This window comes from Mycobacterium sp. IS-1590 (assembly GCF_001500025.1).
GTDB lineage: Bacteria > Actinomycetota > Actinomycetes > Mycobacteriales > Mycobacteriaceae > Mycobacterium.
Window position 1 is genome coordinate 13,704 of the sequence record NZ_LQIW01000022.1, and the last position, 19,400, is coordinate 33,103.

Below are 19,400 nucleotides of genomic sequence, written 5' to 3' on the forward strand. Positions count from 1 at the left end.
CCGCGCCGTCACCACTGGCTCAGCTGGCACTGCACCGTGTAGGTACCGTCCTGCTGCACCGCCACCTGACCGTCGATCGCGATCTCGCAGTGCGGGTTCGGGGACGCTTGCATGGCGTGCACCCCGGTGCTGGCGGTGAGGATCGCCCACTGCGGATCGGCCATCGTCGTCTCGAAGACCCACGGCACGCCCGGCTGCAGGATCACTTCTTCCTTCTTCAGGTACGCATACGCGTCGGCGTTGTAGGCCTCCTTGCTCGGAGGCTGCGCAATCAGATAGTTGAGCTGGAAGTCGGCAGGAGCCGTTGACGTCAGCGTGTAGCGGACCACCTGGCCTTCCGACTGGGCATTCGCCGTCGCATGGCTGACCGAGACTGACGCCGCCGCCACCATGAGTGCCGCCCCGACCTTGGTTCTAGCTGTTCGCATGTTCGTCACATCGCCGGACGGTACCAAACCGTTACACCCCCGGCACCGCCGCTGCCGAGGGCCGTGCGTGCGCCACTGAACGGCAAACGACCTGCGGGGAAGTCACAGGTTAATTTGTTCGTCACACGCAGACATTTCCCAGAAACACCGCCGCTCTAACGTCCCGATTCGACAACCACGCGACGTCGGGATCTTCGCGCCCGACTCGACGCTCATCGCCCGATGTGCGCTGCGGATATATAGGGAAAGGCTGTTCATGCGACTACCACGACGGTCCTCCGTGAGACGTTCAGCCCTCGTTGCCGGCGGATTCCTCGCTGCGACAAGCCTGGTGCTGGCCGGCTGCGGAAGCAAGGCGACCGAGTCGGACTCGGCAAACGCCCAATCGTGTGTCGACACCTCGGGCCCGACGATCAAAGTGGGTGCGCTGAACTCGTTGTCGGGCACCATGGCCATCTCGGAAGTGACCGTCCGCAATGCCATCGACCTCGCGGTCGAGCAGATCAACGGCTCCGGCGGTGTGATGGGCAAGCAGATCCAACTCGTCGGCGAGGACGGCGCGTCCGAACCGACGGTGTTCGCGGAGAAGGCCGAGAAGCTGATCAGCAGCGACTGCGTGGCGGCGGTGTTCGGCGGGTGGACCTCGTCGTCGCGCAAGGCCATGCTGCCGGTCTTCGAGAGCGCGAACTCGCTGCTGTACTACCCCGTCCAGTACGAGGGTCTGGAGTCGAGCAAGAACATCTTCTACACCGGCGCCACCACCAACCAGCAGATCGTCCCGGCCTTGGATTACCTCAAGGAGAAGGGCGTCAAGTCGCTGTATCTGGTCGGCAGCGACTACGTGTTCCCGCAGACCGCCAACCGGATCATCAAGGCCTACGCGGGTGCCAACGGCATGGAGATCAAGGGTGAGGACTACACGCCGCTGGGTTCGACGGACTTCTCGACCATCGTCAACAAGGTCCGCACCGCTGACGCCGACGCGGTGTTCAACACCCTCAACGGCGACTCCAACGTGGCGTTCTTCCGCGAGTACAAGAACGTGGGGCTGACTCCGGAGGCGATGCCGGTGGTCTCGGTGTCGATCGCCGAGGAAGAAGTCGGCGGCATCGGCATCGCGAACATCACCGGTCAACTCACCGCCTGGAACTACTACGAAACCGTCGACAACCCGGTCAACAAGGCGTTCGTCAAGGCTTACAAGGACAAGTACGGCGCCAACAAGCCGACGTCGGATCCGATGGAAGCCGCCTACGTCTCGGTGTACCTGTGGAAGAACACGGTCGAGAAGGCGAAGTCGTTCGACGTCAAGGCGATTCAGGACAATGCCGGTGGCGTGACGTTCGACGCGCCGGAGGGTCTGGTCACCATCGACGGCGAGAACCACCACATCACCAAGACCGCACGCATCGGCGAGATTCGGCCCGACGGCCTGATCTACACGATCTGGGAGTCGCCGGGGCCGATCGAACCCGACCCCTACCTCAAGTCGTATCCGTGGGCGGCCGGCCTGTCCAGCTGAGCCACACATGGATGTCCTGATCGGGCAGCTGGCAACGGGATTGAGCCTCGGCTCGATCCTGTTGCTGGCCGCGCTGGGGCTGTCGCTGACGTTCGGCCAGATGGGCGTCATCAACATGGCGCACGGCGAGTTCATCATGGCCGGCTGCTACACCGCCTATGTCGTGCAGCAGATCGTGTCGAGCACCGGTGCGTCGCTGTTGATCTCGCTGGTCGTCGGATTTGCGATCGGCGGCGCGATGGGTGCTCTTCTGGAGACCACGCTCATCCGCCGGATGTACCACCGCCCGCTGGACACGCTGCTGGTCACCTTCGGTGTCGGGTTGATCCTGCAGCAGGTCGCTCGCGACGTCTTCGGCGCTCCTGCAGTCAACGTGGTGGCGCCAGCGTGGCTTTCGGGTGGCGTCGAGCTGTTCGGGGCGGTGGTGCCCAAGACCCGCATCTTCATCCTGGTGCTGGCCGTCGTGTGCGTCGCGGCGCTGGCCACCGCGCTCAAGGTCAGCCCGATGGGACGGCGGATCCGCGCCGTCGTGCAGAACCGCGACCTCGCCGAAACCAGCGGGATCTCATCCCGCAAGACCGACATCACAACGTTTTTCATCGGTTCGGGGCTGGCCGCGGTGGCCGGTGTCGCGTTGACGCTGATCGGTTCGACCAGCCCGACCATCGGGCAGAGCTATCTGATCGACGCGTTCCTGGTCGTCGTGGTCGGTGGACTCGGCCAGATCAAGGGCACGGTGATCGCGGCGTTTGCGTTGGGCTTCTTGAACTCGTTCATCGAATACAACACCACCGCATCGCTGGCGAAGGTGATCGTGTTCGTCATCATCGTGATCTTCCTGCAGGCCCGGCCGCAGGGCCTGTTCACGGTCCGGACAAGGAGTCTCGCGTGAGAACCTTCGTTGGCCGCTGGCAGACCTGGGCCGGTTTCGCGGTGGCCGCGGTGCTGCTGTTCGCGGTGGCGCCCGCGGTGCTGTCGGATTTCCGGCTCAGCCTGCTGGGCAAGTTCTTGTGTTTCGCGATCGTCGCGGTCGGCATCGGACTGGCCTGGGGTCGCGGCGGGATGCTCGTGCTGGGTCAGGGCGTGTTCTTCGGGCTCGGCGGCTACATGATGGGCATGCATCTGAAGATCGCCGACGCGCAGTTGCGCGGCGACGACGTGCCGGACTTCATGCAGATCGCCGGTGTGCGCGAATTGCCCGGCTACTGGCAGCCGTTCGCCTCCCCCGCCTTCACCTTGGCGGCGATCGTGCTGGTGCCGACGGCGATCGCGGCGGCGTTGGGGCTCGGCGTGTTCAAGCGCCGCGTCAAGGGCGCCTACTTCGCGATCCTGTCCCAGGCGCTGGCCGCCGCGCTGGCGATCCTGCTCGTCGGGCAGACCAGCCTGGGTGGCAGTAACGGGCTCAACAGGTTTCGCACATTCTTCGGGTTCACCCTCAACGACCCGGCCAATCGGCGCATGCTGTACTTCATCGCCGCCGGCGTGTTGCTCGCCGTCGTCGCGGTGGTCCGTCAACTGATGCAGAGCCGGTACGGCGAACTGCTGGTGGCCGTTCGAGACGGTGAGGAACGTGTCCGCTTCCTCGGCTACGACCCGGCGAACATCAAGGTGGTCGCTTACACCGTGGCGGCACTGTGCGCCAGCATCGCGGGCGCGCTGTTCGCCCCGATCGTCGGGTTCATCGCGCCGTCGCAGGTGGGCATCCTGCCCTCGATCGCGTTCCTGATCGGCGTGGCGATCGGCGGGCGCACCACGCTGCTGGGACCGGTACTCGGCGCGATCGGGGTGGCGTGGGCGCAGACGCTGTTCTCCGAGCGCTTCCCCTCCGAATGGACCTACGCACAGGGCCTGCTGTTCGTCGTCGTCGTCGGCTTCTTCCCGGCGGGGCTGGCCGGTCTGGGTGTGCTGTTCAAACGGCGAAGGATCCGCAGGCGCACGACGCCCGTCCCCGCCGAGCCTCAGCCGCAGGCCGATCCCGACTCCGAGAAGGTGGGCGCAGCCACATGACCACAGAAGCGGAGCCGATCGCCGGCGGCAACGTCGGCATGGGCACCGAGTACCTCGAAGTACGCGGGCTCACCGTGGATTTCGACGGTTTCAAGGCGGTCAGCGATGTCGACCTGACGCTGTTCCAGGGCGACCTGCGGTTCCTGATCGGCCCGAACGGTGCGGGCAAGACGACCGTGATCGACGCCATCACCGGCTTGGTGAACGCCACCGGGTCGGTCAACAAGTCCGGCGTCGAACTGCTCGGCAAGAAGGTGCATCAGATCGCCCGGCTCGGCGTGGGCCGCACGTTCCAGACGGCCACCGTCTTCGAACAGCTGACCGTGCTGCAGAACCTCGACATCGCCGCGGGCGCGGGACGGTCGGCGTGGACGCTGTTGCGCCGGCGCAAGGGTGTGCTGCCCGCGATCGAACAGGCCCTGGACACCATCGGATTGAGCGATTTGGCCGAGAAGCCGGCCGGGGTGCTGGCCCACGGGCAGAAGCAGTGGCTGGAGATCGGAATGCTGCTCGTGCAGAACGCCGATGTGCTGCTGCTCGACGAACCGGTCGCCGGCATGAGCCACGAGGAACGCGAGGAGACCGGAAAGCTGTTGCGCCGCATCGGCGCCGAGCGCACGGTGGTCGTCGTCGAACACGATATGGACTTCATGCGTGCGTTCGCCACCTCGGTGAGCGTGCTCGCCCGCGGCCAGGTGATCGCGGAGGGTTCTGTCGCCGAGGTGCAGGCGAACCCCAGGGTTCAAGAGGTCTACCTCGGCACCGCCGCGGCGGGTACCGCCGATGTCCCCGCTGAACTCATCGAGGAGTCCTAGATGCTGTCACTGGTCGACGTGCGTTGCGGCTACGGCCGTTCCGAGGTCATCCACGGAGTCAGCGTAGACGTGCCATCCGACGGGGTGGCCGCGGTGATGGGACACAACGGAGCCGGTAAGACCACGCTGCTGCGCGCCGCGGTCGGGTTGCTGCGGTGCAGTGCGGGCAAGGTGCTCTTCGACGACGAGGACATCAGCAAGCTGCGCCCGAGCGCGCGCGTCGCGCGTGGACTGGCGTACGTACCGCAGGGCCAGCAGTCGTTCGGCCAGCTGACCACGATGGAGAACCTGCAGGTCGTCGCGGACGGACGCAAGAACGGTAAGCGGCTCATCGATGAGCAACTCGACCTGTTCCCCGCCCTCAAGGAGCTGCTGACTCGCCGCGCCGGTCTGCTCTCGGGTGGTCAGCGCCAGCAGTTGGCGATCGCCCGCGCGCTGATCACCACGCCGAAGTGCCTGATCCTCGACGAGCCGACCGAAGGCATCCAGCCGTCGGTGGTCGCCGAGATCGAAGGGGCGATCACCTCGCTGACCCAGCGCGGCGGCCTGGGTGTGCTGCTGGTCGAACAGCACATCGGCTTCGCGCTGGAGTCCTCGCAGCACTATTACGTTCTCGAGTCCGGCCGCGTGACCTCCAGCGGTGCGGGCGGGTCGGCCTCCGAAGCCGACGTCCGCGCGGCCATGGCCATCTAGCACTCCCCCCTTTGTTGCGCGAGCGTGCGCGTCTGCAGACGACACGCCGCAGATTTCCGACAGTTTGTGCACGCTCGCGGCCATCGAAATGGCACAGTGCACCCGTGAACACAGCTTCGGAGCCGCAGGTGCTGGCCGATACCGGCGGTCTTGTCGTCACCGACGACGGTCGCCGGGTGCTGGTCGTCGACCGAGGGACAGGAGCGCTGACGGTGCTGGCGTTCGTGCTCGGTGTCCTGACGCTCGTCGTCGGCGGATTCGGGCTGGTCGCACTGATCGGCGGTGTCCCGTCGCGGACGCTGGGCGCGGTGTTCCTCGCCGGGGGCGTGGCCCTGGCGGTGGCCGCGTTCGTGGTGGTCCGCAGGATCCGTCGGTACCGCACCCGACCGTTGCACGACTGCCGACCCGCCGCGGTGCTGGACCGCAAGCTCGGTCTGTTCAGCTACCGCGGTGGGGCCCTGGTGCAGCTGGATCAGGTGCGTTTTGCGCGTAAGTTCCAAATCGGTTCCAGCTCACCGAAACTCGTCGCACTCACCCCCGGCGGCATCAAGACCCTCAAGCGTGGCAACCCGTTCGACGGTGGAGTCGGGCGCATCGACGAACTCCTCAACTCGGTCGCCCGCGGCTCTGCGTGAGCCCACCGCTCGAACCGATTCCGCTGGCGGATCAGGGCGCTGTGGTGGTGGCCGAACGGGGTCCCGAGGTGCTGCTCATCGACCGCGGGCGGGCGCCGACGGAGATGACGGTGCTGTTGTTGACGATGTCGGCGTTGATCTTCGGCGGCTTCGGCATCGTGTCTGCGTTTTACGCGTTCGCGTATTCGATGGTGTGGCCCTCGGCGGTGATCGGCGCGGGACTGCTCGTCATCGGCATCGTGGCCTTCAGGGCGATGATCCGCGGGGGCGCAGCACTTCGACACATGCGGATGACGCCGCTGAGCGCATATGTCCCGTTGGCGGTCTTCGACCGCCGGCACCAGACCTACCGCGACGGCACCGGTGAGATCGTGGCACCGCTGAACCAGGTGCACTTCGAGCGGCGGTCGCGGTTGCTGACGTCGAGCCTGGTGGCGGTTACCCCGTCGTCGACGCGAATCCTGGTGCGCGCCAATGTGTTCAGCGGTGGCATCGGGATGCTTGACCGGGTGCTCGCCGCCGCAGTGCACCCCGCTTGAGCACGCTCACCGGCCGCGAGCGTGCGTGAACGCTGCAAATTGCGCGGCGTGTCGTGTGCAGGCACGCACGCTCGCGCGACCGAGGCCAGGGGCTAGGCGCGGTTGAGGCGCGCCAGCACTTCGGTCAACACCTCATCGACCGGGACATCGGTCTGCTGCCCGGTCGCCAGGTTCTTCACGCCGATCGTGCCCGCCTCGATGTCGCGGTCGCCGGCCACCAGCGCAAGTGCCGCACCCGAACGGTCCGCGGCGCGCATCGAACCCTTGACACCGCGGTCGCCGTAGGCAAGGTCGACACGCACACCCGCCGCCCGCAGTCGTGCGCCCAGAACCGACAGCGTCACCTTGGCCTGTTCGCCCAGCGGAACCCCGAAAACATCGACCCGCGCGGTTCCGCCGACGGTCTTGCCCTCGGCCTTCAACGCCAACAACGTGCGGTCGACACCCAAGCCGAACCCGATGCCGGACAGGTCTTTTCCGCCGAGCTGCGCCATCAGGCCGTCGTAGCGTCCGCCGCCGCCGATACCCGATTGGGCGCCGAGGCCGTCGTGGACGAACTCGAACGTCGTCTTCGTGTAGTAGTCCAACCCGCGCACCATGCGTGGGTTGATCACATAGGGCACTTCCAACGCGTCCAGATGCGCCAGCACGGTGTCGAAGTGCTGTTTGGCGACATCCGACAGGTGGTCGAGCATCACCGGCGCGTCGGCGGTCATTTCACGCATCCTGGGCCGCTTGTCGTCGAGCACCCGCAGCGGGTTGATCTCGGCGCGCTGCCGCGTCTCGTCGTCGAGATCCAGCTTGAACAGGAAGTCCTGCAACAGTTCCCGGTACTGCGGGCGGCAGGTCTCGTCGCCCAGTGAGGTGATCTCCAACCGGAACCCGTCGAGCCCCAGCGATCGGAAGCCCGCATCGGCCACCGCGATCACCTCGGCGTCCAGGGCGGGATCGTCGACGCCGATGGCCTCCACCCCGACCTGTTGCAGCTGACGGTAGCGGCCGGCCTGCGGGCGCTCGTAGCGGAAGAAGGGCCCGGAGTAGCACAGCTTCACCGGCAGCGGCCCGCGGTCCAGGCCGTGCTCGATGACGGCGCGCATCACCCCCGCGGTGCCCTCGGGCCGCAGCGTGACCGAGCGGTCACCGCGGTCGGCGAACGTGTACATCTCCTTGGACACCACATCGGTCGACTCGCCAACCCCCCGCGCGAACAGCGCGGTGTCCTCGAAGATGGGCAGTTCGACGTCGCCGTAACCGGCCCGCCGGGCGGTGTCGAGAAGACCGTCGCGCACACCGACGAACTGCGCCGAGTCGGGCGGCAGGTAGTCAGGGACGCCCTTGGGCGCCTGAAATTCACTCACTGGAGCTCACTAGGTCAAGCCTTCGAGAAACGGGTTGGTGCGTCGTTCGGCGCCGATCGTGGACTTCGGGCCGTGCCCCGGTAGTACCACGGTGTCGTCGTCGAGCACCAACAGTTTGTTGACGATCGAGCCGAGCAGGTCCCGGCCACTGCCGCCGGGCAGGTCCGTCCGACCCACCGACTGCCGGAACAGGGTATCGCCTGTGAACGCGAGCGAATCCGGACCCGACCCGAAGCCCTCCTCGACGCGGAACACCACCGACCCGCGGGTGTGTCCGGGCGTGTGGTCGACGGTGACCGTGACACCGCCCACCTCGACCTTGTCGCCGTCCTTGTCCAGTTCGATGACCTGCTTGGGCTCGCGGAACAACACGCCGAACGCAGAGGTCGCCACTGCCCCGATGAAGCCCCGCCCGAAATCCTTGATCGGGTCGGTCAACATGAAGCGGTCCTCGGGATGGATGTAGGCCGGGCAGCCGTACATGTCCGCGACCTTCTGGGCCGACCAGATGTGGTCGATGTGGCCGTGCGTCAGCAGCACCGCCGCAGGTGTCAGGCGGTTCTCGTCGAGGATCCGGCGCAACGGCCCCAGCGCCCGCTGGCCGGGGTCGACGACGATGGCGTCGGCCCCGGCCCGCGGGGCCAGCACGTAGCAGTTGCACGCCAGCATGCCGGCGGCGAACCCGGTGATGAACACGACATCCAGTTTCCCACCAGATGACGGCGTGGGTCGCGGCGCGACACTCAGCAACGCCTGGCACACTCGTTTCCGATCGACCGACAAGAGGAGGACAGCAGCGGTGCCGACCAACGAACAGCGCCGGGCCACAGCGAAGCGCAAGCTCGAGCGGCAGTTGGAGCGCCGCGCGGAAAAGGCACGCAAGCGGCGTTTGTACACGATCATCGGCTCGGTCGCCGGCGCGATCGTCGTGATCGCCGCGGTCGTCGCGCTCGTCGTCACCAACCGCGACTCGGACAGCCAGACCGCGGCCGCCACCGAAACCTCCCCCACTTCGGCCGCCCCGACGGCGCCGGGGTCGCTGCCCGCGTTCGCGGCTCCGGCCGGGCTCGGCGAGAACTGCCAGTACCCGGCCTCCGCAGAGCAGGCCAGCAAGCAGGTGAATCCGCCCCGCGCCGGCAAGGTGCCGACCGAACCCGCCGAGATCAGCGCCAGCATGTCCACCGACCAGGGCAACCTCGGTCTGCTGCTCGACAACGGCAAGGCGCCGTGCACCGTGAACAGCTTCGCCAGCCTCGCCCAGCAAGGCTACTTCGACAACACCCCCTGCCACCGGTTGACCACCGCCGACCAGCTCAAGGTGCTGCAGTGCGGCGACCCGACCGGCAAGGGCACCGGCGGCCCGGGCTACTCCTTCGCCAACGAGTACCCGACCAACCAATTCCAGCCCGACAACCCCAAGCTGCAAGAGCCGGTCACCTATCCGCGCGGCACCCTGGCCATGGCCAACGCCGGCCCGAACACCAACGGCAGCCAGTTCTTCCTCGTCTACCAGGACTCCAAGCTGCCGCCGAACTACACGGTCTTCGGCCGCGTCGACGACACCGGCCTGGCCACGTTGGACAAGATCGCACAGGGCGGGGTCGAGGGCGGCGGTCAGGACGGCGCGCCGGCCACCCCGGTCACCGTGAAGTCGATCCTGTTGGACTGACGCCGTGACCGCGCCCCCGCCCGACGGCGGTCCCCCGCCGCCGTACGGCCATCCGGCGCAGAAGTACTCCTACCCGCCGCCCAAGCGACCCTCACTCGCCGGTCCTTACCTCGTGTTGTCGCTGCTGGCCGCGCTGTTCATGGGGTATGCCGCGGTAGCGGTTCTGACGCGGGCGGAATGGATGGGCACCGGCCCACGGGCCGGCACGCAGGTCACGTTCAGCGTGCACGCGCTGGACGGCTCAGCGCCTTCCCCGGAGGCGCTGTCCCAGACGCGCGACATGGTCGCCGCGCGAGCGCACGAGATGGGATTACGGAATGCGCAGGTGACCTCCGACGGCGACGCTTTGACCGTCACCGCCCCCGGCGACGCCGACGCGGTACGTGCCGTCGGCCGGACCGGACGGATGCACATCCGTCCGGTGATCCATGCGATCCCGGCAGAGCCCAGTACCGCGACCTCCGCGACCCCCGCGGCGCCGCGACCGCCCGACCCCGGGCTGGCGCGCCGTATCGCCAACGAGCAACAGTTGCGACAGAGCACCGACGAGCAGATGCAACTCATGGCTTTACAGTTCCAGGCGACTCGTTGCGCGAACGATGACGATCTGGCCGGCCATGACGACCCGAATCTGCCCCTCATCACCTGCTCGCAGGACAACGAGGAGGTGTATCTGCTCGACAAGGCGATCATCACCAGTGAGCAGATCGTGGACGCCACCGCTGACCTGGACGTAAAGCGGGGCGAGTATGTCGTTGACCTTCAATTCGACGGCGACGGCAGCCAGGTCTGGGCCGACTTCACCGCCGCGAACACCGGCGCCCGGGCCGCGTTCGTATTGGACACGAAGGTGGTCAGCGCACCCGAGATCAGCGAACCCATCCCGAACGGGCGCACCCAGATCACCGGCCAGTTCACGGCAGGCAACGCCCGTGCGCTGGCAAGCCTCTTGAGCCACGACGCCCTGCCTGTTTCGCTGAAATTCGAGTCGTCAACACCGGAAACGGTTCCGGGGCAACCGGGTTCGACACCGCTACGCATCGGACTGCTTGCCGGTGGGGTCGTGTTGTCGACTGCTCTCGTCGGAGCCGTCGTGTATGTCGTGCGCCGTCGCACGGCCTCGGGAGCAGTTCGATGACCGCGTCGCCGCAACCACCGCCATACGGCGGGTACTCGCTGGGCTACGCCCCGTATCCGCCGCCCAGGCAGACCAACTCGCTGGCCGTCGCGGCGCTGGTGTGCGCGTTCGTGTTCGCGCCGCTGGGCATCGTGTTCGGGCACGTGTCGCTGTCGCAGATCAAGAAGTCCGGTGAGGAGGGCCGCGGGCTGGCGATCGCGGGGTTGGTCATCGGGTATCTGGTGACGATCTTGGCGGTGCTGGTCGTCGTCGTCAGCGTCGTCGTCCTCGCGGCGGTGGGACGCGACCTCGCGAGGTTCGACGGCGTAATTCCCGACGACGCCGCGACGGGGGGCTTGGCGGTCGACGAGCTCCCGAAGTTCGACCCGCCCGCGACGCTTGGCGCGAACTGCCAGTACCCGCGGAGCCCCGAACCGTCGAGCAAGCCGGTCACGCCGCCGCGCACCGGCCGGGTGCCCACGGACCCCGCCAAGGTCAGCGCCAGCATCACCACCAACCAAGGCAACATCGGCCTGCAACTGGACAACGCCAAAGCCCCGTGCACGGTCAACAACTTCGCCAGCCTGGCCCAGCAGGGCTATTTCGACGACACCCCCTGCCACCGGCTGACAACGGCCGTGCATCTCGGGGTGTTGCAGTGCGGCGACCCAGGCGGCACCGGTACCGGCGGCCCCGGGTATCAGTTCCCGAACGAATACCCGACCAACCAGTACCGGTTGAGCGATCCGGCGCTGCGATCGCCGGTCCGCTATCCGCGCGGGACGCTGGCGATGGCCAATGCGGGCGTCGGCACCAACGGCAGCCAGTTCTTCCTCGTCTACGAGGATTCACAGCTTCCGCCGACGTACACGGTGTTCGGCACGATCGACCAGACCGGGCTGGCGACGCTGGACAAGATCGCGGCCGAGGGGGTCGCCGACGGCAACGAGGACGGCCCGCCGGTGGCCGATGTCGTCGTCGAATCGATCCGGCTGGATTGATCGGCTACTCGGTCGGGGCGGTCTCGATGTAGAACTCGACGTCCTCGTCCTCGACCTTGGTCACCCGCATGTTCGCGGTGTACTCCTCGCCCTCGGGTCCAGTGAACTTGCATTCGAACTTCGCGCCCTCTTCGGCCTCGACGCCGTCGGGACACTTCACGTCGGTGGGTTTGAACCCGGTCTGCTCGGAGACGAGGTCGACGACAGCCTGGGCAGCGCCTTCCGGTTTGATCGTCGATCCGCAACCGGCGACCGCTACTCCCAGAGAGACGAGCAAGACGATTACCGCGGGGCGCATCGTCGCAGTATCCCAGAACCGGCAAAAATTGACGCCCTTCGGCGAAATTTGCCAAAACCCCGATTGCGGCTCACGCCGCTTCTGCCCAATTGCGGCTCACGCCGCTTCTGCCCAATTGCGGCTCACGCCGCTTCTGCCCAATTGCGGCTCACGCCGCGGACGTGACCCGGTAGACGTCGTACACGCCCTCCACATTGCGCACCACGTTGAGCACGTGGCCCAGGTGTTTGGGGTCGCCCATCTCGAAGGTGAACCGGCTGATGGCCACCCGGTCGTTGGACGTCGTCACCGACGCGGACAGGATGTTGACCTTCTCGTCGGCCAACACCCGCGTCACATCCGACAGCAGGCGGTGCCGGTCGAGCGCCTCGACCTGGATGGCGACCAGGAACACCGACGACGGCGACGGCGCCCACTTCACGTCGATGATCCGCTCCGACTGCTGCTGTAGCGACCCGGCGTTCGTGCAGTCGGTGCGGTGCACGCTGACCCCGCCGCCGCGGGTGACAAAGCCCATGATGTTGTCGCCGGGCACCGGCGTGCAGCACTTGGCCAGCTTGGTCAGCACACCGGGAGCGCCCGGCACAGCGACCCCGACATCGTCGTTGGTGCGCTGACGCACCGGCATCGTCGCGGGCGTCGAACGTTCGGCGAGTTCGTCGGAGGCCTCCTCGTCGCCACCGACTTGGGCGACCAGTCGCTGCACCACATGCCGCGCCGAGACATGGCCCTCGCCCACCGCGGTGTAGAGCGCCGAGACGTCGACATACCGCAGTTCGCGAGCCAGGGCCCCCATCGACTCGGCGTTCATCAGACGCTGCAACGGAAGTCCGCCGCGCCGAACCTCGCGTGCGATGGCGTCCTTACCCGCTTCGAGCGCCTCCTCGCGGCGTTCCTTGGCGAACCACTGCCGGATCTTGGCCTTTGCGCGCGGTGAGACCACGAAGGTCTGCCAGTCGCGTGACGGGCCGGCGTTGAGCGCCTTGGACGTGAAAACCTCGACCACTTCCCCGTTTTCGAGCTTGCGCTCCAACGCGACGAGGCGGCCGTTCACGCGTGCGCCGATACAGCGGTGACCGACCTCGGTGTGCACCGCATAGGCGAAGTCCACCGGCGTCGACCCGGTCGGCAACGTGATGACATCGCCCTTGGGGGTGAAGACGAAGATCTCCTGCACCGCAAGGTCGTAGCGCAGCGACTCCAGGAACTCGCCGGGGTCGGCGGCCTCACGCTGCCAGTCCAGAAGCTGCCGCATCCACGCCATGTCGTCGATCTCGGCCGACGAGTGCTGGTTCGGAACGGCGTTGCGGCCCTTGGTTTCCTTGTAGCGCCAGTGCGCGGCGATACCCAGTTCGGCCGTCTTGTGCATGTCGTGGGTGCGGATCTGCACTTCCAGCGGTTTGCCCTCGGGTCCGACGACGGTGGTGTGCAACGACTGATACACGCCGTACCGCGGCTGGGCGATGTAGTCCTTGAACCGCCCCGCCATCGGCTGCCACAGCGAATGAACCACGCCCAAAGCCGCGTAGCAGTCCCGAATCTCGTCGCACAGGATACGCACGCCGACGAGGTCGTGAATGTCGTCGAAGTCGCGGCCCTTGACGATCATCTTCTGATAGATCGACCAGTAGTGCTTGGGACGGCCCTCCACCACCGCGGTGATCTTCGACGCATTGAGCGTCGCGGTGATCTCGGCGCGCACCTTGGCCAGATAGGTGTCGCGGGACGGCGCGCGGTCGGCGACCAGGCGCACGATCTCCTCGTACTTCTTGGGGTGCAGGATCGCGAAGGCGAGGTCTTCGAGTTCCCACTTGACCGTCGCCATGCCCAGTCGATGCGCAAGTGGGGCAATGACTTCCAGCGTCTCGCGCGCCTTGCGTTGCTGCTTTTCGGGCGGCAGAAAACGCATCGTGCGCATGTTGTGCAGGCGGTCGGCGACCTTGATCACCAGCACGCGCGCGTCCCGCGCCATCGCGATGATCATCTTGCGGATGGTCTCGCCCTCCGCGGCGGTGCCCAGCGCGACCTTGTCCAGCTTGGTGACACCGTCGACCAGATGGCCGACCTCGGTGCCGAACTCCTCGGTCAACGCTTCCAGGGTGTATCCCGTGTCCTCGACGGTGTCGTGCAGCAGCGCCGCGATCAGCGTGGTGGTGTCCATGCCGAGCTCGGCCAGGATGTTGGCCACCGCCAACGGATGGGTGATGTAGGGATCACCCGAGCGGCGCAGCTGATCGGCGTGCCGCCGCTCGGCCACCTCGTAGGCCCGCTGCAGCAACTGCAGATTGGCCTTCGGATAGATCTCCTTGTGGACGGCGACCAGCGGCTCCAGCACCGGGTTGATCGCACTGCGCTGCGACGTCATCCGGCGCGCCAACCGAGCCCGCACGCGGCGTGACGCGCTCGCGGAGGGCTTCGGCATCTCCAGCGGCTGCGTCTCGGGGATCTGGGCGCCGGGGGGCGCTGACTGCACGGCCTGGCCCGTGCCGGGGTCCTCAGCCATGGTCACCTCCCGGTCTTCTCGTTCGCGCAGAAGCGCTCATCGGTCGCGACAGCGGCGTCGCCGACGCGCGTCTTCGAGGATATCCCTCAGACCCGGTACAGCGACGTGACCGGCAACGGATCGAGCGCTGCGCGGCCGCCCAGCGCGGTCAACTCGAGCAGCACCGCGGCGCCCGGCACGGACGCACCCGCGCTCTGTAGCAGCTTGACCGCGGCAGCCGCGGTGCCGCCGGTGGCCAGCACATCGTCGACGATGAGCACATTGCGGCCGCCGAGGTCGACCCCGTCGGCCGGGATCTCCAGTGTCGCCGTACCGTATTCGAGCGCATAGGTCTGGCTGAACACGGGCGGCGGCAGCTTGCCGCCCTTGCGGATCGCCAACACGCCGGTGCCCAGGCGCAACGCGACCGCCGCGCCGAGCAGGAAGCCGCGGGCGTCGATTCCCGCCACCAGGTCCGCGCCGCGGGCGATGTCGGCGAGCGCGTCGGTGACCGCGGCCAGCCCACGCGCGTCGGCGAGCAGCGGGGTGAGGTCCTTGAACGCGACCCCCGGTTCCGGGAAGTCGGGCACCTCGCGCATCATTTGCGCGATCAGCGTCGAGATGTCGTCGTTGCCGGCGCTCACCGGTCCAACACCCACCGGTCCATGTTCCATCCCGCGCCCCACCGCGTCGGATTACTGCTCACGGCGAACATCTTCTTCGATGTGAGCACCGTTCGCTGCTGTCGGTACAGCGGCAACGTCGGCATGTCGGCCCACAGCACCGGGCCGCCCTCGCCGAGCAGCCGGGCCATCTCCTTGGGGTCGTTGGTGATGGCGATCGCCGAGATGACCCGGTCGACCTGCGGGTTGGAGTAGCGCGGCAGGTTGTTTCCGTTTCCGGTGTGGAACTGGTACGCGTCCATCGCCGACGAACCCGTCGACCCGCTGCCCGCGGCACCGCCCGTGCTGGCGATCAGCACATCGATCTCGTTGTTGCGCAACGACAATGGGCCCACGGTGTCCCCCGCGGCGTCTTCGACCGTGATCCCGGCCGGCGCACACGCCTTGGCGATGGCGCCCACGGTCGCCGCCAGTCGCGCGTTCGGGCTCTGATACCCCATGCGGACGGTGAGGGGGCGCGCGTCGAGCGCGGCCCGAGCGGCGTCGGGGTTGGCCGCGACGAACTGGCCGGGCTCCGGACCGGCCTCGGCGTCGCTGTAGGCATCCTCGGTCGCGGGATTGAGCCGCGAATCGGCGATGGGCTGCTCGGCGTTGCGGGCGATCACGTCGCGCGGCGTGCAGAGGGCCAGCGCGCGACGAGCCGGCGTGGCCGCCAGCGGCCCCTGCGGCGCGAAGATCAGCTGCTGGATGCCGGCCGACGGGGCATCGGTGCGCACGTAGTCATCGGGCATGTTCAGCGTGCCCGACGATCCGGTGGCGATGTCGACGACGTCGTAGGCGCCCTGATTGACACGCTCCTGGATGTCGGCGCCGCGCGGCCACACGGTGAGCTTCTTGGTCACCGGCTCGGCACCCCACCACTTGTCGTTGGCAACCAGCACGACGGCCCCGTCCTCGGTCACCGAGTCCAGCTTGTAGGGCCCCGACGAGGGGAACTTCTTCAGGTCGAGATCAGGCTTGAGGTCCCAGCCTGTGTTCCAGACCTGCGCGATGCGCTCCACCGCGGCGCCGTCGTTCTCGAGGATGGCCCTGGTGACTCCGCCGTCGCCGAGACCCAGTTGGTCCGCGATGACGTGGGACGGCATCAGTGACGTCGCGGAGAACAGCTGACCGAAGTCGACGAATCCACGATCGGGCGCGAACGACACCCGTGCCTTCTTCTGCCCCGGCGTGCAGTCCACCGTGGCGATATCGCTGTAGCCCGCGCGGCTGGCGGCGTCGAAGTCCGGGAACCGCCCGGACTGCGACGCCCAGGCCAACACGACGTCGTCGCAGGTGATCGGTTTGCCGTCGGAGTACACCGCGTTCGCGTTGACCTCGTAGTCGAGCACCAGCGGTTGCCTGCCGACGACCGAGATGGTTCCGAAGTCGTGGTCGCCGACGATCTGGCCGTCGGGTCCGTGGTAGTTGAAGCCCGTCAGCACCCGCGCGAACGCCTGCGGCCCGGCCGAAGCGGCGCCGGCGACGGTGTTGGTGTTGTAGGTGATCAGCGTGCCGTCAACGGCGTAGTCGATGCTGTCGGCAGGGCTGCGCGTGCACGCCGACGCCAACGAGGCGGCGAGCACCAGGACGGCCGCCAGGGCACCACAACGCCGGATCGGATTCACTACCCCCGCGGGCCGGCTGCCCGCCCGCTTGCCGGCGCTCATCCCCTACCGCCGCCGCGTGTCGCGCTTACCCGACGGACGTCCGGTCCGGCTGCTGGTCGGCCGCACCGGCCGCGCCCCCGGTGCGGGTTTGTCGGGCGGCGGAGTGGTCCGTGTCGCGGTGTCGGAACGCGCCGTCGCGGCGGCGCCGACGGTCTCCGGCTGATCGCTGTCGTCGTCGGATCCCTCCGCCTGGGAGGCCCTCGTCGCCGCGTTCTTGCGGCGGTTCATCACCCGGCGGGTGTGGTTGCGCACGAGGTCGGTGCGTTCGCGCAGCGTCACCAGCAGCGGGGTCGCGAAGAAGATCGACGAATAGGTGCCGACGATGACGCCGACCAGCTGCACCAGCGCCAGGTCCATCAGCGTGCCCACACCCAGCAGCCAGACCGCCACGACCATCAGCGCCACGATCGGCAACACGGAGATGAGGCTGGTGTTGATGGACCGCATGAAGGTCTGGTTGACCGCGAGGTTGGCGTGCTCGGCGAACGTACGTCTCGTGGTGTGCTCGAAGCCGTGGGTGTTCTCCTCGACCTTGTCGAACACGATGACGGTGTCATAGAGCGAGAAGCCCAGAATCGTCAGCAGGCCGATCACCGTGGCCGGGGTGACCTCGAAACCGACGAGCGAGTAGACACCGGCGGTGACCACGAGGTCGAACACCAGCGTCGCCATCGCCGCGATCGACATGTAGCGCTCGTAGCGCAGCATGATGTAGACCGTCGCCAGCACGAGGAACACCACCAGCGCGATCAACGCCTTCTGGGTGATCTGGCCGCCCCACGTCTCCGACACCGCGGAGTCGCTGATGGCCTGCTTACTGGGCTCCCCGTTGGCCCCCTTCGGCTTGAACGCATCGAACAGCGCGGTGCGCAGCTCCTCGGTCTCCTCGTTGGTCAGCGTCTCGGAGCGGATCTGCACGGTGGCCGATCCGCCGCTGCCGACCACGACCACCGACTCCGGGCTCTTGCCCAGCGTCTTGCTGAACACGTCCTCGACCTGCTGGGTGGTCACGGTGCCCGACTCGGTTGCGGTGGGCATCGACACCTTGGTGCCGCCCTCGAAGTCGATGCCGAAGGTGAAGCCGCGCAGCAGCATGCTGGCCAGGCAGACCAGCACGATCGCACCGCTGACCGCGTACCACAGCTTGCGCTTGCCGATGACCTCGAAGGCACCGGTGCCGGTGTAGAGGCGGACGAAGAAGCCGTGGCGAGGCGTGGCTGACTCGAGGTCCGGCGCCTCCACGGCGCTGGTCTGCTGTTCGTCCGATGACTCTTTGGGCGCCATATCAGTCCCGTCCCGTCGCATGGGCGGCCGCTCGTCGCTCCCTGGCGATCTGTTGCACCGCACCGAGTCCGTTCAACGAAGGCTTGGCCAGGGTCGGCGACTTCGAGGCCAGATACACCAGCGGCCACGTCACCAGGAAGACCACGACGACGTCGAGGATGGTGGTCAGACCCAGGGTGAACGCGAAGCCCTTGACCTGACCGACCGCGAGAACGTAGAGCACCGCGGCGGCGAGCAGCGTCACCGCGTTGCCGGACACGATCGTCTTGCGGGCCCTCGCCCAACCGCGCGGCACCGCCGACCGGAACGAACGCCCTTCGCGTATCTCGTCTTTGATGCGCTCGAAGAACACCACGAACGAGTCGGCGGTCATACCGATACCGATGATCAGACCCGCGATACCGGCCAAATCCAGTGTGTAACCGATCCATCTGCCCAGAAGCACCAGTATCGCGTAAACCATTGCGCCCGAAGCGACCAGCGACAGGGCGGTCAACACGCCCAGCATCCGGTAGTAGAGCAACGAATAGGCCAACACCAACGCCAGCCCGACCGCACCGGCGATCAAGCCCGCGCGCAGTGACGACAGACCCAGTGTGGCGGAGACGGTTTCAGCTTCCGACGACTCGAAGGACAACGGCAGCGAACCGTACTTCAGCACGTTGGCCAATTCGCGGGCCGACTGCTGAGTGAACTGTCCGCTGATCTGTGTGCGGCCGCCGGGGATCGGCTCACGGATCTCGGGCGCGCTCATCACCTTCGTGTCGAGCACGAACGCGGTCTGCGTCCCGACGTTGGCAGCGGTGAAATCCGCCCACGTCTTCGCGCCGTCGCCCTTGAACTGGACGTCGACGACGTACTCACCGCGCTGCTGGTCCAGACCGGAGGTGGCGTCCTGGATCTGCTCTCCGTTGATGATCGACTTGTCGAGCAGATAGACGTTGCCATCCCGACCGCAGGTGATCAGCGGCAGGTTCGGGTCGTCGTTGCCTGCGAGGACGTCGTCCTCGCCGCAGCGAGTGGCCTGGAACTGCAGTGCCAGGATCTGGACCTGCTGATCTGTGCTCTGCCGCAACTGCTTCTCGTCGGCGATGCGCTGCGCCAGCGGAATGTTCTCCGGCGACGTCGGCGCGGTCTGCGTCGGTGAGGGTTCGGGAGCACCCGGCGCGGGTGACGGCTCGGGGGCGCCCGGGGTCGGCTCGGGGGCGCCCGAACCGTCA

General features: G+C 67.2%; 19 protein-coding genes. 10 read left to right on the top strand and 9 right to left on the bottom strand.

The window, feature by feature from the left end; genetic code table 11:
- Positions 1-8: 8 nt before the first annotated feature.
- On the bottom strand, positions 9-428 hold the full coding sequence (locus AU197_RS14610) for an Rv2576c family protein (protein ID WP_156434427.1): 420 nt from the start codon (positions 426-428) through the stop codon (positions 9-11).
- A gap of 256 nt (positions 429-684) precedes the next feature.
- Here AU197_RS14610 and urtA point away from each other — a divergent pair, with 256 nt between their 5' ends.
- The 7 genes from urtA to AU197_RS26650 all read left to right on the top strand — a co-directional run bounded on the left by urtA (position 685) and on the right by AU197_RS26650 (position 6,639).
- Positions 685-1,950, top strand: coding sequence for an urea ABC transporter substrate-binding protein (gene urtA, locus AU197_RS14615; protein WP_064403428.1), 1,266 nt, complete (start codon positions 685-687; stop codon positions 1,948-1,950).
- A gap of 7 nt (positions 1,951-1,957) precedes the next feature.
- On the top strand, positions 1,958-2,842 hold the full coding sequence (gene urtB / locus AU197_RS14620) for an urea ABC transporter permease subunit UrtB (RefSeq protein WP_064403429.1): 885 nt from the start codon (positions 1,958-1,960) through the stop codon (positions 2,840-2,842).
- On the top strand, positions 2,839-3,957 hold the full coding sequence (urtC, locus tag AU197_RS14625) for an urea ABC transporter permease subunit UrtC (protein ID WP_064403430.1): 1,119 nt from the start codon (positions 2,839-2,841) through the stop codon (positions 3,955-3,957). Before urtB ends, urtC begins: the two co-directional genes overlap by 4 nt.
- Entirely contained in the window at positions 3,954-4,772 is an 819-nt protein-coding gene (urtD, locus tag AU197_RS14630) for an urea ABC transporter ATP-binding protein UrtD (protein ID WP_064403431.1), read from the top strand. The genes urtC and urtD overlap by 4 nt, the downstream gene beginning before the upstream one ends.
- Positions 4,773-5,465 carry an urea ABC transporter ATP-binding subunit UrtE gene (gene urtE / locus AU197_RS14635; RefSeq protein WP_064403432.1) on the top strand — a complete coding sequence of 231 codons (693 nt, stop codon included), beginning with the start codon at positions 4,773-4,775 and terminating at the stop codon, positions 5,463-5,465.
- A gap of 104 nt (positions 5,466-5,569) precedes the next feature.
- Complete coding sequence (locus AU197_RS26470) at positions 5,570-6,100, top strand: hypothetical protein (RefSeq protein ID WP_197415547.1); 531 nt, start codon at positions 5,570-5,572, stop codon at positions 6,098-6,100.
- Complete coding sequence (locus AU197_RS26650) at positions 6,097-6,639, top strand: hypothetical protein (RefSeq protein ID WP_064403433.1); 543 nt, start codon at positions 6,097-6,099, stop codon at positions 6,637-6,639. Before AU197_RS26470 ends, AU197_RS26650 begins: the two co-directional genes overlap by 4 nt.
- Positions 6,640-6,731: 92 nt before the next feature.
- Here the strand turns inward: AU197_RS26650 and hisS are convergent, their stop codons facing one another.
- Together hisS and AU197_RS14655 are read right to left on the bottom strand one after the other, a co-directional pair.
- Positions 6,732-7,997 carry a histidine--tRNA ligase gene (gene hisS, locus AU197_RS14650; protein WP_064403434.1) on the bottom strand — a complete coding sequence of 422 codons (1,266 nt, stop codon included), beginning with the start codon at positions 7,995-7,997 and terminating at the stop codon, positions 6,732-6,734.
- Positions 7,998-8,006: 9 nt separating this feature from the next.
- Positions 8,007-8,693, bottom strand: coding sequence for an MBL fold metallo-hydrolase (locus tag AU197_RS14655; RefSeq protein WP_064403435.1), 687 nt, complete (start codon positions 8,691-8,693; stop codon positions 8,007-8,009).
- A 103-nt stretch (positions 8,694-8,796) separates the two neighbouring features.
- Between AU197_RS14655 and AU197_RS14660 the strand changes: the two genes are divergently transcribed.
- The 3 genes from AU197_RS14660 to AU197_RS14670 are packed head-to-tail and all read left to right on the top strand — an operon-like array spanning position 8,797 to position 11,784.
- Positions 8,797-9,666 (top strand): peptidylprolyl isomerase, encoded by an 870-nt coding sequence (locus AU197_RS14660; protein WP_064403436.1) that lies wholly within the window; start codon positions 8,797-8,799, stop codon positions 9,664-9,666.
- Positions 9,667-9,670: 4 nt separating this feature from the next.
- Positions 9,671-10,804, top strand: coding sequence for a SecDF P1 head subdomain-containing protein (locus AU197_RS14665; protein ID WP_064403437.1), 1,134 nt, complete (start codon positions 9,671-9,673; stop codon positions 10,802-10,804).
- A complete protein-coding gene (locus tag AU197_RS14670) occupies positions 10,801-11,784 on the top strand; it encodes a peptidylprolyl isomerase (protein WP_064403438.1) in 984 nt (327 codons plus the stop codon). Before AU197_RS14665 ends, AU197_RS14670 begins: the two co-directional genes overlap by 4 nt.
- A gap of 4 nt (positions 11,785-11,788) precedes the next feature.
- Here the strand turns inward: AU197_RS14670 and AU197_RS14675 are convergent, their stop codons facing one another.
- The 6 genes from AU197_RS14675 to secD all read right to left on the bottom strand — a co-directional run.
- Positions 11,789-12,082: a DUF4333 domain-containing protein gene (locus AU197_RS14675; RefSeq protein WP_064403439.1), complete on the bottom strand. Its 294-nt coding sequence runs from the start codon at positions 12,080-12,082 to the stop codon at positions 11,789-11,791.
- 148 nt (positions 12,083-12,230) lie between these two features.
- Positions 12,231-14,585 carry a RelA/SpoT family protein gene (locus AU197_RS14680; RefSeq protein WP_064403445.1) on the bottom strand — a complete coding sequence of 785 codons (2,355 nt, stop codon included), beginning with the start codon at positions 14,583-14,585 and terminating at the stop codon, positions 12,231-12,233.
- An 86-nt stretch (positions 14,586-14,671) separates the two neighbouring features.
- The gene (locus tag AU197_RS14685; RefSeq protein ID WP_064403446.1) at positions 14,672-15,238 is read right to left on the bottom strand and encodes an adenine phosphoribosyltransferase; all 567 of its coding nucleotides are present in this window, start codon (positions 15,236-15,238) and stop codon (positions 14,672-14,674) included.
- Positions 15,205-16,896 carry an ABC transporter substrate-binding protein gene (locus tag AU197_RS14690; RefSeq protein WP_082696683.1) on the bottom strand — a complete coding sequence of 564 codons (1,692 nt, stop codon included), beginning with the start codon at positions 16,894-16,896 and terminating at the stop codon, positions 15,205-15,207. Before AU197_RS14690 ends, AU197_RS14685 begins: the two co-directional genes overlap by 34 nt.
- Positions 16,897-16,899: 3 nt before the next feature.
- Positions 16,900-18,180 (bottom strand): protein translocase subunit SecF, encoded by a 1,281-nt coding sequence (gene secF / locus AU197_RS14695; protein ID WP_064403440.1) that lies wholly within the window; start codon positions 18,178-18,180, stop codon positions 16,900-16,902.
- 1 nt (position 18,181) lies between these two features.
- The coding region (gene secD, locus AU197_RS14700) for a protein translocase subunit SecD (RefSeq protein WP_064403441.1) at positions 18,182-19,400 on the bottom strand (1,219 nt) is incomplete at its 5' end.